Source organism: Rickettsia senegalensis, from assembly GCF_056135685.1.
The window spans coordinates 158,081-174,027 of sequence record NZ_JBVYTQ010000001.1 but is presented as its reverse complement, the minus strand read 5'-3'; the positions used below and the strand labels follow the sequence as shown (position 1 = coordinate 174,027).

The window sequence follows — 15,947 nt, the reverse complement described above, 5'->3', positions numbered from 1 at the left end:
CTATTCTACTTTTCGTAAAGCCATGCTGAAATATACCCCGTCGCCAAGATTTACTGTGCGGAAATCAAAAGACTCAAAATCTATTCCTGGTAAAGGGTTTGAATAAGAGCTTTTCATATCTAATAAATTATTCTTTTCAGCATATTCTTTGAAAGTCATATTTGGAGAAAGCTTTTTGCTTGTGTCTTCAAAGCTGAAATATCTAATCTCGTAATTGATGCCGTTAATGGTAACTCTTGAGCCGCAAATTTGTGGATTAACTGAGGAGGAAGAAGTACTATCCGCTATTTGAGGCTCTACTTCCAGCAACTCTTTTAAAGTTACATTACCCTCGCTACCATACATTGCAGCTGATAAAATTATAACAACGAAAAAACTTGTAATATATTTTTTAACATTTTCTTCTCCTATTAAATCCATAGTATTATTTTGTTTGTCTACAACAGGCGTATTTGCAGCAGGCTCATCAGAGTTATTGGAAGTATATTGTGTATTCTCTTCTTGTTTCTGCTGAATTTGAGATAGAATCCCTTGATATTTTACACCATCAGCTTCTTGAGTAAGCTTAAGTTGAAAATACTTGGTTAACTTTTGTAAAAATTTATGTGTACTGTCGCCTACTCTATTACATGCCGATAAGGGTATTTCTTCACCTAATTCTAAATAATACTTAGTTGTTTCAAAATTTAAACGTCAAACACATAAGAACAGTGGAGATTCTCCATATTCTGTAGTAATTTTATAATCTGCACTTTTTTCTGCAACCAAAAACTTTATCATATCTAGTTTACCAAAATATAAAACTATATGAAGGGCAGTCCATCCGTTGGCATCTTTTTCATTTATATCAATATTTTCTTCTGTATTTAATACTTTCTTCATAAGTTCTAGATCGCAGCTTTTTGCAGCTATATGAAGAATATTACTATTAAAAGGTTCGGGTTTGAATCATCCGGGATTATTGCACTGTATGCTTTAATAATTTACCATATGTCCCACCAACTATATTTGACCAAGAAATATTTCCAAGGGATTGCATAATTCGCATACTGTAGTAATTATAATAGAAAACTATAGATAGAAATTAAAGCCAAGTAAATAAATTATTATATTTTTTACTATTGATTTTTTAAATAGATATATTTTCACTCTATATCCTTGCCTTGAAGTGTATCATTTTATTTATATTTCCTTTGAGAAAAAATCAATAGGTTTGACTTTTCTAACATATTCTAGTATAATATTTATCTTCAAAATAAATAGAAAAATTTAATTTATGAATACTCCCAAAAGTGATAATTATCTCTCGGAACTAAGAAAAGTAATTTGGCCCATAGAAAAATACGAAAATAAGAAGTTTTTGCCTATGGCATTTATGATGTTCTGTATTTTATTAAACTACTCAACGCTTCGTTCAATTAAAGACGGATTTGTAGTAACGGATATAGGGGCAGAAGCAATAAGTTTCTTAAAAACATATATAGTACTACCTTCTGCCGTAATTGCTATGGTAATTTATGTTAAACTCTGCGATATTTTAAAGCAAGAAAACGTATTTTATGTTATTACTTCATTTTTCTTAGGGTATTTTGCGTTATTTGCGTTTGTGCTTTACCCCTACCCTGATTTAGTTCATCCTGATCCTGAAACCATAGAATCTTTAAGTTTAGCTTACCCTAATTTTAAATGGTTTATAAGAATAGTTGGGAAATGGAGTTTTGCATCTTTTTATACTATAGCAGAGCTTTGGGGAACAATGATGCTTAGTTTATTATTTTGGCAGTTTGCTAACCAAATTACTAAAACCGATGAAGCTAAACGTTTTTACTCAATGTTTGGTTTACTTGCTAATTTAGCATTGCCTGTAACATCCGTGATTATTGGATATTTCTTGCATGAAAAAACTCAAATAGTTGCAGAACATCTAAAATTTGTGCCTTTATTTGTTATAATGATAACAAGTAGCTTTCTGGTAATATTAACATATAGATGGATGAATAGAAACGTTCTAACCAATCCTAGACTTTATGATCCGGCATCAGTAAAAGAAAAGAAAGCTAAAGCTAAAATGTCATTAATAGACAGTTTTAAAATGATCTTTACCTCTAAGTATGTAGGTTATATTGCATTGTTACTTATTGCTTATGGTATTTCAGTAAACTTAGTTGAAGGCGTTTGGAAATCCAAAGTAAAAGAATTGTATCCGACGAAAGAGGCTTATACTATATATATGGGTAAGTTCCAATTTTATCAGGGTTGGGTTGCAATTGCTTTCATGCTTATAGGTAGTAATATTTTAAGAAAAGTATCATGGCTAGCTGCAGCTATGATAACTCCATTAATGATGTTAATTACCGGTGCAGCGTTTTTTGCATTTATCTTTTTTGATAGTGTTATTGCTATGTATTTAACAGGTATTCTTGCTTCAGGTCCTTTAGCACTTGCTGTTATGATCGGTATGATTCAAAATGTTTTAAGTAAAGGTGTAAAATATTCTTTATTTGATGCCACTAAAAACATGGCATATATTCCGCTTGATAAGGATTTACGAGTAAAAGGACAGGCTGCTGTTGAAGTTATCGGAGGAAGATTCGGTAAATCGGGTGGCGCTATTATTCAATCCACATTCTTTATTTTATTTCCTGCATTCGGTTTTGTTGAGGCAACACCATATTTTGCTTCTATATTCTTTGTAATAGTAATATTATGGATATATGCCGTTAAAGGTTTAAATAAAGAGTATCAAGTTTTGGTAAATAAAACTGAAAAATAGAGTTTGTTAAAATAAAAAAGCAAGTTTCTTAGAAGCTTGCTTTTTTTATAGTCGGAGAGTTTATAATATGACAGATACAAAACCCAAAATTAAAACCCCAAGATCACCATATGTAAAAAAATATAACAGTTGGCGAATAAGGATTTTATATTCTATTATTATAGGTTATGCGACTTTTTATTTTTGTCGTCAGAATTTTAATATAGCAACACCTGCTATAAGAGAATATTTTGGGGTTACTAAAACACAAATCGGTTGGATATTAACTGCTTCATCTATTATGTATGGAGTTAGTAAAGCGTGTAACGGGTTTATTAGCGATAAAGTTAACGCTCGGATATTTATGGTTTTGGGTCTTTTATTTGTCGGGGTCATTACTATTCTAATAGGTTTTGCAGACTCTTTATGGCTGATAGGAATTTTATGGATAGCCAGTAACTGGTTTCAATCGATGGGTTGGCCTCCTGCAACAAAAATGCTTACTCACTGGTTCGCTTCAAAAGAACTTGGAACTAAATGGGCTATGGGTGCAACTTCTAATCAAATAGGTGGTGCCCTTGCTATGATAAGCTGCGGTTATTTAATCGATAAATTTGATTGGAGAGCTGCTTTTTTCGTTCCCGGTGTAGTTGCTTGTGTAGTATCGCTTTTTTTATATAATAGGCTTCGTAATTCTCCAAAAGAAGTAGGCTTATCAACCGTAGAGGAATATAAAGAATATCCGCCTGAAGCTATAGGGGATTATGAGAAGCTATTAACTCCTCAATTACTTAAAATGGTCTTTTGTAATAAGCTAATATGGTATGTTTGTTTAGCAAACATGTTTGTTTATATAATACGTTCAGGAGTAATTTATTGGGCTCCAACATTTTTAAAAGATTTGCGTAATATAAGCATTGCAAATGCCGGTTTACAGATTGGTTTATACGAAATGATAGGAATTCCTGGGGCGTTGATAGCCGGTTTTTTATCAGATAAATTATTTGGGGGCCGTCGTGGCCCAATTGGAGCGATATGTATGGTATTGCTTAGTTTATTATTGCTTTTATTTTGGAAAATACCTATTCAAAGCGAATTATTAAGTATTGTAATTCTATCTTTAATAGGCTTTTTTGTCTCCGGTCCTCAGCTACTTGTAGGCATAGCAGCTGCTGATTTCAGTACCCGTCAAGCTGTCGGTACAGCTAATGGGTTATCAGGGTTGTTCGGTTATTTAGGAGCAGCTATTGCCGGTGTTGGAGTCGGGTGGATTAGCGATAATTATGGTTGGAACGGGGTGTTTATATTTTTCAGTATGTCTGCTCTTTTAGGTGGGGGGCTATTTGCTTTAACATGGAATCGTTCAGCTAAAAAATAAATTTAACAATTATATAAATAGGTTACAAAATGACAATACAATATACTTTTTCAATGATTAAGCCTGATGCTATCAAGAGGAATAAAATAGGACAAGTTAATACTTATTTGGAAAATGCAGGCTTAAAGATAGTAGCTCAGAAAATGAAATTTTTAACTAAATATGAAGCTGAGTGTTTCTACGATGAACATAGAGCAAGACCGTTTTTTAATAGCTTAGTTGAATATATTACTTCAGGAGCGGTAGTACTTCAAGTTCTTAAAGGGGAAGACGCTATAATTTTAAACCGTACCATTATGGGCGCAACTAACCCTGCTGAAGCTGAAGCAGGAACTATTAGAAAAGATTTAGGCGAATCAATTGAGGCTAATAGTATTCATGGTTCAGATAGTGAAAACAGCGCGAAAAGAGAAATCGAATTTTTCTTTAACAAATCTGAAATTATAGAATAATTAATGCTAAAATATGACGTAATAGTTATAGGCGGTGGACATGCAGGCGCAGAAGCAGCTGCTGCTTCTGCACGTCTTGGAGTTCCTACTCTCTTAATTACGTTAAAACCGGAAAATTTAGGCGAAATGTCTTGCAATCCAGCAATTGGTGGAATTGCAAAAGGTACATTAGTTAAAGAAATCGATGCACTTGATGGGTTAATGGGTTATGTTATAGACCAAGCCGGCATACATTATAAAATGCTGAATGAGACTAGAGGACCGGCAGTTTGGGGGCCTAGAGCTCAAGCTGATCGAAAGCTTTATAAAAAAGCGATGTATCAAATATTAACAAATTACCCTAATCTAGATATATTATATGGAAAAGTGGAAGATATAGAAATTAAATCTTCTAAAGTTGAAGCGGTTATTTTAAATAATGATAGCAAAATTCCTTGTCAAAAAATTATATTAACTACTGGTACTTTTCTATCGGGTCTTATTCATATTGGACAAAAAAAAATTCCTGCCGGTAGAGTAGATGAAGAGCCTTCGTATGGATTATCAAATACATTAAAAAAAGTAGGATTTAAGATTGCCCGTTTAAAAACAGGTACACCACCAAGAATTGACGGGCGTACTATTGATTATAGTAAAACAGCTTTACAGCCCGGCGATAAAACTCCTCGTCCTTTTTCTGAATTAACAAATGTTGTCAATGTTCCTCAGATAAACTGTTTTATTACAAAAACAACCTCAGAAACTCATGATATTGTACGTGAGAACCTTAATAAATCCGCAATGTATTCAGGACAGATAGAAGGAATAGGACCGCGATATTGTCCTTCTATTGAAGATAAAATAGTCAGATTTAGTACAAAATCAGAACATCGTATATTTTTAGAACCCGAAGGATTAGATGATTATACGATTTATCCAAATGGCATTTCTACTTCTTTGCCTGAAGATGTACAACATAAATTAATTAAAACAATACCAGGATTAGAAAATGTAAAAGTTTTACGTCCAGGTTATGCTATAGAATATGACTATGTTGATCCACGTGAAATAAGTGTTACACTAGAGACAAAAAAAATAGCTGGATTGTATTTTGCTGGGCAAATTAATGGTACTACAGGATATGAAGAAGCCGCAGGGCAAGGTATAATAGCCGGTATAAACGCCGCTTCAGCAGTAAAAGATCAAGTACCGTTTATGTTAACAAGAGCAAATAGTTATATTGGAGTAATGATTGACGATTTAACAACCTTTGGTACTATAGAACCTTATCGTATGTTTACTTCTCGCTCAGAATATAGATTATCTTTAAGAGCAGATAACGCTGATTTACGTTTAACGGAATTAGGGATAAACATTGGTGTTGTATCAGAAAAACGTAAAAAAATATTTACAAAAAAATGTGAAGATATAGAAAAAACAAAATCATTATTAAATACCTTGTCTTTAACTACTAGTAAACTTGCTAAACTGGGTATACAGGTTGCACAGGATGGTACATATAAAACAGTATTAGACTTATTTAAAATACCTAGTTTTAATGTTGAACAAGCTATTAAAATTTTTCCTATGCTTAAAGAAATACAAAATAATAATATTTTGCAATTACTCTATATTGAAGCAAAATATGCTTCATATTTAACTAGACAACACGCAGATATTAATCTATTTCAGAGTGAAGAGGCACAGTTTATACCTAAAAATATTGACTATTTTAAAATACCAAGTATATCATTAGAGATACAGGAAAAACTTTCTTCCCACAAACCTACTACTATTGGTGTAGCACGTCGAATCTCAGGGATTACACCTGCGGCAATTACGGCTATTATAATTTATTTAAAAACTAAATATAGTGATGGAAGTTCCACGTGAAATAATTGAAAAGTTAGAAATTATTCAAAAGTTAGTTAAAAAATGGAATAAATCAATTAATCTTGTATCGGATACTACTATACATAATTTTTGGCAACGTCATATATTAGACTCATTACAATTAATGCAATATATTGATAATAAAGAAATACACTTGGTTGATATAGGGAGTGGGTCCGGTTTTCCCGGTATAGTATTATCTATAGCAGGGGTAGCAAAAGTAAGTTTAATAGAAGCTGATTTACGCAAATGTATATTTTTAGAAAAAGCATCGAAGATATCAAATAATAACATACAAATAATCAATCAAAGAATAGAAAAAGTAGAAATAGATTGTAGTATATTGACTTGTAGAGCTTTCTCTAAATTAAATACAATATTTAATTGTATAAAAAATATTTCAGTACAAGAGAAATTTTTATTATTAAAAGGAAAAAATTATTTAACAGAAATAGTAGAAGCTAAAGAGGCGTGGTTATTTGATTATTTAATACATCAAAGTATTACTTGTGAAGAAGGAAAAATTCTAGAAGTTAGTAATTTAACAAAAATTATATGAAAGTAATTGCTATTGTTAATCAAAAAGGAGGGGTGGCTAAAACTACAACTACTGTAAATTTAGCTACAGCTTTTGCTGCTGTAAATAAAAAAATTTTAGTTATAGATCTTGATCCTCAAGGGAATAGTAGTACTGGTTTTGGAATTAGTCAGCAACAACGCAAAAATACTATATATCAAGTATTAACAAATTTAATAAAATTGAAAGATGCAATAATTTCTACAGACATACCAAATTTAGAAATAATTACTGCAAACACTAATCTATCTGCTGCTGAATTAGATTTAACAAAATCAAAGGACCGAGAATATATTTTAATGAAGCTATTGGAAGAAATAAAGATATTATATGATTATGTAATTATTGATTGCCCCCCTTCATTAAATTTATTAACAGTAAACGCTTTAGTTGCGAGCGATGAAGTGTTGATTCCAATGCAATGTGATTTTTATTCATTAGAAGGATTAAGTCACTTGCTAAAAACAATTGAAATTGTAGAGAAAAAATTAAATCCTAAGATAAAGATTGCAGGTATATTATTTACAATGTATGATAAGCGTAATCGTTTAACTGAACAAGTAGAAGATGATGTTAGAAAATGCTTAGGAGAATTAGTATTTAAAACCGTTATCCCAAGAAATATTAAATTATCTGAAGCACCTTCATACGGAAAACCGGCTATTATATATGATTATAAATGTTCGGGAGCAATTGCATATATAGAACTTACAAAAGAAATCTTAGAAAGATATGGCGAAAAATAAAGGACTAGGAAGAGGGTTATCTTCATTACTTGGGGAAGAAGTTATTTCTATAGAATCAGAAATAATACAAATAATAAATATTGATAAAATAAGGCCGAATGAGAATCAGCCTAGAAAAAACTTTGAATATGATAAAATAAAAGAATTAGCAGATTCTATATTGAATAATGGTTTATTACAGCCTATTATCGTTGATAATAATTTCCAAATTATAGCAGGTGAGCGACGCTGGCGTGCATGTAAATTAGCAAAAGTTTTAGAGATACCAGTAATTATAAAAAATTTAGATGCTAGAGAGAGTGTGGAAATAGCATTAATTGAGAACATACAAAGAACTGATTTAACAGTTATGGAAGAAGCTCGTGGCTTTAAATATTTGGTAGAAAATTTTAATTATACGACAGAAAAATTAGCTGAAAGGCTTGGCAAAAGTCGTAGTCATATAGCTAATTTATTGAGGCTTAATAATTTGCCACAATCTATTCAAGATAAAGTAAATGAGAATATATTAAGCATGGGACAAGCTCGATGTTTAATAAATCATGAACATGCAGAAGTAATAGCCGATCATATTATAAGTAATGATTTAAATGTACGCCAAACAGAAGAGCTAGTAAGACAATGGTATAAAAATGAATATACGAAATCTCCTAACAATAATAACAAAGTAGGAAAGCGTTTTTTAAAAGACAATGCTACCGATAATGATCTTGAATCACTAGTAAAAGTTTTATCAGAAAAATTTGGTATAAAAGTAACCATAGAAAATTATTCTTTAGGTGGAAAATTAATATTTCATTATAAAAATTTAGAAGAATTAGATTTAATTTTATTAAAATTAAATTAAAAAAAAACTGTTAAAATGTAAAGTATATATAGCATTCTATTTCTTAAAATAAATACCCAAATAAGAAAAATAATGATAGAAATTACAATGTCTAATTTTGCATTATATGATCATAGAGCAAGAAATTCATACAATGCAGTAATAAATATATTTATCGGTGTAAAATAATAATATAAGGAAATAAGTAATTTATGTCATATCAATATGTTTATGAAATGGTTGGTTTAAGCAAAATTATAAATAGTAAACGAATTTTAAAAGAAACAAATTTATCATTTTTACCAAAAGCTAAAATCGGTATAATAGGTCCAAATGGAGCAGGCAAATCAACTTTATTAAAAATAATGGCAGGTATTGATAAAGAGTTTGAAGGTAAAGCAACAGCTAAAATCGGTATAAAAGTAGGATATTTACCTCAAGAACCATATCTTGATGCTAGTAAAAATGTTTTTGATAATATCATGGAAGGTCTTCATGAAAAGAAAAAACTTATTGATGAATTTAATTATATAAGTAACAAATTTGCTGCCGAAATCACTGATGAAGAAATGCAAAAGCTTTTTGATAAACAAGCAGAATTGCAAGAAAAAATAGACAGTTGTGATGGATGGAATCTGGAACGCGAAATAGAGATCGCAATGCTTGCTTTACGTTGCCCACCAAAAGAAGCGGATATTACAAAAATTTCCGGTGGAGAAAAAAGAAGAGTAGCTTTATGTAAATTGCTTTTAGAGAAGCCTGATATGTTGTTACTTGATGAACCTACAAATCATTTGGATGCAGAATCAGTTTCTTGGCTTGAAGGTTATTTAAAGCATTATGAAGGTACCGTAATAGTAATTACCCATGATCGTTATTTTTTAGATAATGTTACAGAATGGATATTAGAAATAGATCGTGGAAATTGTATACCGTGGGAATCAAATTATAGTTCTTGGCTTGAACAGAAGCAAAAAAAATTAGCTTTAGAAAGTAAAGAAGACGATGATAGAAAAAAACAATTGAATCGTGAACTTGAATGGATTCGTCAAACACCAAAAGCTAGACAATCAAAAAATAAAGCACGTATTACAGCATATCAAGAATTATTAAATAAACATCAAGAACAAAAAACTGATCCTACTCAAATAATTATACCTAACGGACCTCGTTTAGGGGGTCTTGTTATTGAAGCAGAACATATAGCTAAAAAATTTAATAATAAAATATTATTATCAGATTTTAGTTTTAAAGTTCCACGTGGAGCTATTGTAGGAATTATTGGACCGAATGGAGCAGGTAAATCTACTTTATTTAATATTATTACAGGTAAAATAATACCAGATAGTGGTTCTATTAAAATTGGTCAAACGGTAAAATTAGGTTACGTTGATCAATCACGGGATCATTTAGATGATAATAAGACTATATGGGAAGAAATTTCAGAAGGTCTAGATGAATTACAACTTGGTAATAGAATAATTAAAAGTAGAGCTTATTGTGCAGCTTTTAATTTTAGAGGCGGTGATCAACAAAAAAAAGTTGGACAACTTTCAGGTGGAGAACGTAACAGAGTACATTTGGCGAAATTATTAAAAGAGGGAGCAAATGTTATATTATTAGATGAGCCGTCTAATGATTTAGATATTGATACGTTAAGAGCACTTGAAGATGCTATTTTAGATTTTGCAGGTTGTGTATTAGTAATTAGCCATGATAGGTGGTTTTTAGATAGAATAGCTACTCATATTATATCATATGATAAAGAAAATAATGCTACATGGTTTGAAGGAAATTATCAAGATTACCATGAATATATGCTAAATACTAATGGGGCAAGTATTTTAAATCCAAAATATAAACATAAGAAATTAATATAAATATGTCTTTAACACAAATATTATTAATTTTGTTTGTAGGAATATTGGTAATAAAACCACATGATATTTTTATAATTATTAAAGAATTTAAAAAAATAAAAGCATATTTAATTAATATTAAGTCATCTATTATAAAAAATATAGATGAGCCGTTAGAAACAGAGCAGGTAAATTTTTATTTAAAAAAAATTATTAACCTAGAAGGTTATTATCATGGTAATTATGATTTAACGACAATAAAAGAAAAATATTATGCGCTAATAATTAACAATGACCTAATAGAAAATGAATCAACACCTAATATAACCGAGAAACACTAATCCGTGCCTCGCTCAATTAATTAAATCTAAGAATTATGCAAAAAGTAGTAAAACTTAAAAATATTAAAATAGGAAATGATTTACCGTTTGTTCTAATTGCAGGACCTTGTCAGATTGAAGGCAAAGATCATGCGTTGTTTATGGCAGAAAAACTTGTTAAATTAACTAGCAAACTTGAGATTCCATTTATTTATAAATCTTCTTTTGATAAAGCTAATAGAACTTCCGTAAATGGGATTAGAGGACTTGGTATTGAGAAAGGTTTAGAAATTTTATCAAAAGTAAAATCTGAATTCGATTGCCCTATTGTTACTGATGTTCATTCAGAGAGTCAATGTACTGAAACAGCCGAAATAGCAGATATTTTACAAATCCCGGCGTTTCTATGTAGACAAACCGATTTACTCCAAGCTGCAGCAAAAACAAGTAAAATAGTAAAAGTAAAAAAAGGACAGTTTCTAGCTCCGTGGGATATGAAAAATGTACAAACAAAACTAGAAGCTTTTGGGGTAAAAGATATATTATTTACAGAGCGTGGTGCATGTTTTGGTTATAATAATTTGGTATCTGATATGCGTAGTCTTGCAATAATAGCGGAGTTAAATGTACCTGTAGTTTTTGATGCGACGCATTCCGTTCAGCAGCCTGGAGGGCTAGGAGGTAGTACTGGCGGAGAAAGAAAATATGTAGAGCTGCTTGCAAAGGCAGCAACTGCTGTAGGTATCGCCGGTATGTATATGGAAGTACATCAAGATCCAGATAACGCTCCAAGTGATGGTCCATGTATGATTAAGTTGGATAATCTAGAGTCCATTCTTATCAAACTAAAAAAATATGATAAAATTACAAAAGAAAAATAATCTTAGAGATTATCTGTAAATAAATATTAATTAGTAATTAAAGAGCTTTTTTAGCGAAAATTAATAAGATTTTTGCAGCAAAAAAAATTAAATTATCGGTTAACATTTATTTACAGATAGCCTCTTAAACTTTACCTTTCAAAATATATATAAAATATCCTCTATTAATTCAATTTAAAAATAGAACTTTCTTACCCTCAGAATTTCACCAATTCACCTTTAAATCCTTGTTGCAAATTTACTTATTCAGAAAAATTTTTTAAATAGTATTAATATTTATTTATTCAACTTATAGAGCAAAAATGTTTTCATTTGTATAAATGCAAATAATTTAATAGGTATAATAATAATTATGTGGAATCAAATAAAAGCAGTTGGCAGTACATTGCTTGGTAGTCCCAAACAGGAACGAGGTTTAAAAAATATAAATGATTTTTTGACGGAGTATTTTAATAATATTTTGGAACAAAAAAACACTCCAAACTTAACTGCTCTTGAAGAAGCTAATATATTAATGAAATTAAGTAAAATGTAGAAGTCAAGATTTAATCTTACAGACATTATAAAAATTATATCTGAATGTCTGATAAGTTATGACTGTCAGATGAGTATTCAAGATATAAGATTTCGTTATTCTTTTCAACAGCTAACTTTTTACTATCCATAAAAGTCTGCATAGGTGTTTTTCCATAGCAATATTTACCGGAATGCGGTCTTTCATTATTATAATATTCTAGCCAAATATCAAGATCTAGTTGTAGATCATCAAGATCAGTATAGATCTTTTTACGCATAGCAGTATCAAAGAATTCTTGTTTCATAGTTTTATTAAAACGTTCACACATACCATTTGTTTGAGGAGAATATGCTTTAGTAGTAGTATGCTCAATACCCTCAATGCTTAAGTGTAATAGTTGAGATTTAATCTTACATTTAGTAAAATTAAGATAATATTAAATGGAGGATTAGAGATGAATCTAAATCAAAAAATAATAAAGCCAAAAATAGGATTACTAGAATTAGCTAGGAGTCTTGGTAGTATATCGTCAGCATGTAAAGCTATGGGTTACAGTAGAGACAGTTATTATAGGTTTAAAGAGTTATATGAAACAGGAGGAGAAGAAGCATTATATGAGATTAGTCGGAAGAAGCCAATTATAGCGAATAGAGTTGATCCTGCCGTAGAGAGAGCAGTATTAGATATGGCAATAGAATACCCCGCTTATGGTCAGCTGCGAGTATCAAATGAGCTTAAAAAGACTGGTATTCTTGTATCACCTGGAGGAGTTAGATCTATTTGGCTACGTAATGATTTAAATAATATCAATAAAAGACTTAAAGCATTAGAAGCCAAAATGGCTCAGGATGGTATTGTTCTTACCGAAGCTCAGTTACAAGTATTAGAGAAACGGCGTAGCGAGAAAGAAGCTCATGGTGAGATTGATACACAGCATCCAGGTTATCTAGGATGCCAAGACACATATTATGTAGGTAATTTTAAAGGCATAGGCAAGGTATATTCTCAAGTGTTTATTGATAGTTACACTCGGGTTGCAGAGGCTAAACTATATACTGATAAAACAGCACTTACCGCTGCTGACATGCTTAATGATAGAGTGTTACCATGGTATGAGAGTCAGCAAATACCAGTACTTCGTATTTTAACTGATAGAGGTGGTGAGTATAAAGGTAATATAGAACATCATGCTTTTGAATTGTTCTTAAGCATTGAGGGTATTGAGCATACTACTACTAAAGCATATTCTCCTCAAACAAATGGTATGTGTGAACGTTTTAATAAAACTATGAAACAAGAATTCTTTGATACTGCTATGCGTAAAAAGATCTATACTGATCTTGATGATCTACAACTAGATCTTGATATTTGGCTAGAATATTATAATAATGAAAGACCGCATTCCGGTAAATATTGCTATGGAAAAACACCTATGCAGACTTTTATGGATAGTAAAAAGTTAGCTGTTGAAAAGAATAACGAAATCTTATATCTTGAATACTCATCTGACAGTCATAACTTATCAGACATTCAGATATAATTTTTATAATGTCTGTAAGATTAAATCTTGACTTCTACAGCTTAAGAACAATTCAAAAGCATGATGTTCTATATTACCTTTATACTCACCACCTCTATCAGTTAAAATACGAAGTACTGGTATTTGCTGACTCTCATACCATGGTAACACTCTATCATTAAGCATGTCAGCAGCGGTAAGTGCTGTTTTATCAGTATATAGTTTAGCCTCTGCAACCCGAGTGTAACTATCAATAAACACTTGAGAATATACCTTGCCTATGCCTTTAAAATTACCTACATAATATGTGTCTTGGCATCCTAGATAACCTGGATGCTGTGTATCAATCTCACCATGAGCTTCTTTCTCGCTACGCCGTTTCTCTAATACTTGTAACTGAGCTTCGGTAAGAACAATACCATCCTGAGCCATTTTGGCTTCTAATGCTTTAAGTCTTTTATTGATATTATTTAAATCATTACGTAGCCAAATAGATCTAACTCCTCCAGGTGATACAAGAATACCAGTCTTTTTAAGCTCATTTGATACTCGCAGCTGACCATAAGCGGGGTATTCTATTGCCATATCTAATACTGCTCTCTCTACGGCAGGATCAACTCTATTCGCTATAATTGGCTTCTTCCGACTAATCTCATATAATGCTTCTTCTCCTCCTGTTTCATATAACTCTTTAAACCTATAATAACTGTCTCTACTGTAACCCATAGCTTTATATGCTGACGATATACTACCAAGACTCCTAGCTAATTCTAGTAATCCTATTTTTGGCTTTATTATTTTTTGATTTAGATTCATCTCTAATCCTCCATTTAATATTATCTTAATTTTACTAAATGTAAGATTAAATCTCAACTATTACAAGTATAAAGGTAATATAGAACATCATGCTTTTGAATTGTTCTTAAGCATTGAGGGTATTGAGCATACTACTACTAAAGCATATTCTCCTCAAACAAATGGTATGTGTGAACGTTTTAATAAAACTATGAAACAAGAATTCTTTGATACTGCTATGCGTAAAAAGATCTATACTGATCTTGATGATCTACAACTAGATCTTGATATTTGGCTAGAATATTATAATAATGAAAGACCGCATTCCGGTAAATATTGCTATGGAAAAACACCTATGCAGACTTTTATGGATAGTAAAAAGTTAGCTGTTGAAAAGAATAACGAAATCTTATATCTTGAATACTCATCTGACAGTCATAACTTATCAGACATTCAGATATAATTTTTATAATGTCTGTAAGATTAAATCTTGACTTCTACACTCAATATAGCTTTTAGAATTATATAAAATTTAATTATTTTTATACTCTAAGCGCTATATTGACTTTTTTTAATCTCCACGCAACAACGCCTTTCTCGCAAACGGATTTTTTATGGATTAGAAAAGTGATTATTGCCTAATAAATCGTTTATCACGAGGTAAAGTATAACTTTTATCGGTAGAGCGATAGGGGCAAATATCAATTCCTCCACGCCTAGTATATACTATATAAATAGAAAGAAAATCAGGATTTATAGCATTTTTAATATCTGTAAAAATACGCTCGGCACACTGCTCTGCAAACTCATTACAATTTCTAAAAGATATTAGATATTTCAGAAAAGAATCATGTTTTAACTTTCTTCCTTTATATTTTATAACGATTGTACCCCAATCCGGTTGACCGGTTACTAAGCAATTTGATTTTAGTAAATTAGAATTAATCTCTTCTTCTACTAAAACATCTTCATACTCAATTAAACTATTATCGGGTGGACCGTAATTATTGCATACTATATCTAAATCATCGATATTTTTACCTCTTGGAATATCGAATTCTATTTTTGTATTTATAGAAAATATGCGTCCTGTTACTTTAGCGTGTGTAACATTACTTAGAGTCTGCAAGATAATTCTTTCTAGCTCTTCTACTGATTCAACAACAAAGTTATTAAAAGAATTTAGATATAGTTTAAATGATTTTGATTCTACTATATTTTCAGAATCCGTCGGTATATAAAAAGTACCTACTCCAACCCATGGCTTACCGTTCTTATTAAGACAAGATAGTTCATATGTATTCCAAATATCTACACCGTAAAACGGAAGATTATTACTATTTATCCCAAGTTCGTTTCGATTATTTATACGTGGAATTTTAAATAATAAAGTCGCATCATAACTATCTTTATAAGTACTTTTTTTACCAAGCAAAGAAGTAGATAAAGGCAT

14 protein-coding genes and 4 pseudogenes are annotated in these 15,947 nt (G+C 30.9%); 13 read left to right on the top strand and 5 right to left on the bottom strand.

Features of this window, described 5'->3' with window-relative positions; genetic code table 11:
• Both AC0ODJ_RS00805 and AC0ODJ_RS00800 read right to left on the bottom strand, forming a co-directional pair.
• Entirely contained in the window at nucleotides 1-420 is a 420-nt protein-coding gene (locus AC0ODJ_RS00805; protein ID WP_218460122.1) for a hypothetical protein, read from the bottom strand.
• Between the two features lie 273 nt (nucleotides 421-693).
• Nucleotides 694-924, bottom strand: a pseudogene (locus tag AC0ODJ_RS00800) (ankyrin repeat domain-containing protein); the annotation flags it as partial.
• 352 nt (nucleotides 925-1,276) lie between these two features.
• Here AC0ODJ_RS00800 and tlc1 point away from each other — a divergent pair.
• The 11 genes from tlc1 to AC0ODJ_RS00745 all read left to right on the top strand — a co-directional run bounded on the left by tlc1 (nucleotide 1,277) and on the right by AC0ODJ_RS00745 (nucleotide 12,198).
• On the top strand, nucleotides 1,277-2,773 hold the full coding sequence (gene tlc1, locus AC0ODJ_RS00795; RefSeq protein ID WP_474464595.1) for an ATP/ADP exchange transporter Tlc1: 1,497 nt from the start codon (nucleotides 1,277-1,279) through the stop codon (nucleotides 2,771-2,773).
• Between the two features lie 67 nt (nucleotides 2,774-2,840).
• A complete protein-coding gene (locus AC0ODJ_RS00790; RefSeq protein WP_218460125.1) occupies nucleotides 2,841-4,130 on the top strand; it encodes an MFS transporter in 1,290 nt (429 codons plus the stop codon).
• Between the two features lie 29 nt (nucleotides 4,131-4,159).
• Nucleotides 4,160-4,582, top strand: coding sequence for a nucleoside-diphosphate kinase (ndk, locus tag AC0ODJ_RS00785; protein ID WP_011270474.1), 423 nt, complete (start codon nucleotides 4,160-4,162; stop codon nucleotides 4,580-4,582).
• 3 nt (nucleotides 4,583-4,585) lie between these two features.
• Nucleotides 4,586-6,454: a tRNA uridine-5-carboxymethylaminomethyl(34) synthesis enzyme MnmG gene (gene mnmG, locus AC0ODJ_RS00780; protein WP_218460127.1), complete on the top strand. Its 1,869-nt coding sequence runs from the start codon at nucleotides 4,586-4,588 to the stop codon at nucleotides 6,452-6,454.
• On the top strand, nucleotides 6,438-7,013 hold the full coding sequence (gene rsmG / locus AC0ODJ_RS00775) for a 16S rRNA (guanine(527)-N(7))-methyltransferase RsmG (protein ID WP_218460134.1): 576 nt from the start codon (nucleotides 6,438-6,440) through the stop codon (nucleotides 7,011-7,013). Before mnmG ends, rsmG begins: the two co-directional genes overlap by 17 nt.
• A complete protein-coding gene (locus AC0ODJ_RS00770) occupies nucleotides 7,010-7,777 on the top strand; it encodes a ParA family protein (RefSeq protein WP_218460128.1) in 768 nt (255 codons plus the stop codon). Before rsmG ends, AC0ODJ_RS00770 begins: the two co-directional genes overlap by 4 nt.
• A complete protein-coding gene (locus AC0ODJ_RS00765; RefSeq protein WP_218460129.1) occupies nucleotides 7,764-8,624 on the top strand; it encodes a ParB/RepB/Spo0J family partition protein in 861 nt (286 codons plus the stop codon). The genes AC0ODJ_RS00770 and AC0ODJ_RS00765 overlap by 14 nt, the downstream gene beginning before the upstream one ends.
• Nucleotides 8,625-8,815: 191 nt before the next feature.
• Complete coding sequence (ettA, locus tag AC0ODJ_RS00760) at nucleotides 8,816-10,483, top strand: energy-dependent translational throttle protein EttA (RefSeq protein ID WP_218460131.1); 1,668 nt, start codon at nucleotides 8,816-8,818, stop codon at nucleotides 10,481-10,483.
• A 2-nt stretch (nucleotides 10,484-10,485) separates the two neighbouring features.
• Nucleotides 10,486-10,803 (top strand): DUF2672 domain-containing protein, encoded by a 318-nt coding sequence (locus AC0ODJ_RS00755; protein ID WP_218460132.1) that lies wholly within the window; start codon nucleotides 10,486-10,488, stop codon nucleotides 10,801-10,803.
• Nucleotides 10,804-10,838: 35 nt separating this feature from the next.
• On the top strand, nucleotides 10,839-11,663 hold the full coding sequence (gene kdsA, locus AC0ODJ_RS00750) for a 3-deoxy-8-phosphooctulonate synthase (RefSeq protein ID WP_218460133.1): 825 nt from the start codon (nucleotides 10,839-10,841) through the stop codon (nucleotides 11,661-11,663).
• 352 nt (nucleotides 11,664-12,015) lie between these two features.
• Nucleotides 12,016-12,198 (top strand): hypothetical protein, encoded by a 183-nt coding sequence (locus AC0ODJ_RS00745; protein ID WP_218460135.1) that lies wholly within the window; start codon nucleotides 12,016-12,018, stop codon nucleotides 12,196-12,198.
• Between the two features lie 34 nt (nucleotides 12,199-12,232).
• Here the strand turns inward: AC0ODJ_RS00745 and AC0ODJ_RS00740 are convergent.
• Nucleotides 12,233-12,574 (bottom strand): annotated as a pseudogene (locus tag AC0ODJ_RS00740) (integrase core domain-containing protein); the annotation flags it as partial.
• A 60-nt stretch (nucleotides 12,575-12,634) separates the two neighbouring features.
• On the opposite strand from AC0ODJ_RS00740, the gene AC0ODJ_RS00735 reads away from it, so the two are divergent.
• Nucleotides 12,635-13,720: an IS481 family transposase gene (locus AC0ODJ_RS00735; protein ID WP_127896995.1), complete on the top strand. Its 1,086-nt coding sequence runs from the start codon at nucleotides 12,635-12,637 to the stop codon at nucleotides 13,718-13,720.
• Between the two features lie 39 nt (nucleotides 13,721-13,759).
• Here AC0ODJ_RS00735 and AC0ODJ_RS00730 read toward each other — a convergent pair.
• A pseudogene (locus AC0ODJ_RS00730) lies at nucleotides 13,760-14,515 on the bottom strand (helix-turn-helix domain-containing protein); the annotation flags it as partial.
• Nucleotides 14,516-14,579: 64 nt separating this feature from the next.
• Between AC0ODJ_RS00730 and AC0ODJ_RS00725 the strand changes: the two are divergent.
• Nucleotides 14,580-14,957: pseudogene (locus AC0ODJ_RS00725) on the top strand (integrase core domain-containing protein); the annotation flags it as partial.
• A gap of 168 nt (nucleotides 14,958-15,125) precedes the next feature.
• Here AC0ODJ_RS00725 and queF read toward each other — a convergent pair.
• The gene (gene queF, locus AC0ODJ_RS00720) at nucleotides 15,126-15,947 is read right to left on the bottom strand and encodes an NADPH-dependent 7-cyano-7-deazaguanine reductase QueF (RefSeq protein ID WP_218460180.1); all 822 of its coding nucleotides are present in this window, start codon (nucleotides 15,945-15,947) and stop codon (nucleotides 15,126-15,128) included.

Coding starts and splice junctions, on each gene's coding strand:
- AC0ODJ_RS00735 (WP_127896995.1), top strand. CDS start 12,635: ATGAATCTAAATCAAAAAATAATAAAGCCAAAAATAGGATTACTAGAA.
- tlc1 (WP_474464595.1), top strand. CDS start 1,277: ATGAATACTCCCAAAAGTGATAATTATCTCTCGGAACTAAGAAAAGTA.
- mnmG (WP_218460127.1), top strand. CDS start 4,586: ATGCTAAAATATGACGTAATAGTTATAGGCGGTGGACATGCAGGCGCA.
- ndk (WP_011270474.1), top strand. CDS start 4,160: ATGACAATACAATATACTTTTTCAATGATTAAGCCTGATGCTATCAAG.
- AC0ODJ_RS00790 (WP_218460125.1), top strand. CDS start 2,841: ATGACAGATACAAAACCCAAAATTAAAACCCCAAGATCACCATATGTA.
- AC0ODJ_RS00765 (WP_218460129.1), top strand. CDS start 7,764: ATGGCGAAAAATAAAGGACTAGGAAGAGGGTTATCTTCATTACTTGGG.
- ettA (WP_218460131.1), top strand. CDS start 8,816: ATGTCATATCAATATGTTTATGAAATGGTTGGTTTAAGCAAAATTATA.
- rsmG (WP_218460134.1), top strand. CDS start 6,438: ATGGAAGTTCCACGTGAAATAATTGAAAAGTTAGAAATTATTCAAAAG.
- queF (WP_218460180.1), bottom strand. CDS start 15,947: ATGCCTTTATCTACTTCTTTGCTTGGTAAAAAAAGTACTTATAAAGAT.
- AC0ODJ_RS00770 (WP_218460128.1), top strand. CDS start 7,010: ATGAAAGTAATTGCTATTGTTAATCAAAAAGGAGGGGTGGCTAAAACT.
- AC0ODJ_RS00755 (WP_218460132.1), top strand. CDS start 10,486: ATGTCTTTAACACAAATATTATTAATTTTGTTTGTAGGAATATTGGTA.
- AC0ODJ_RS00745 (WP_218460135.1), top strand. CDS start 12,016: ATGTGGAATCAAATAAAAGCAGTTGGCAGTACATTGCTTGGTAGTCCC.
- kdsA (WP_218460133.1), top strand. CDS start 10,839: ATGCAAAAAGTAGTAAAACTTAAAAATATTAAAATAGGAAATGATTTA.
- AC0ODJ_RS00805 (WP_218460122.1), bottom strand. CDS start 420: ATGGATTTAATAGGAGAAGAAAATGTTAAAAAATATATTACAAGTTTT.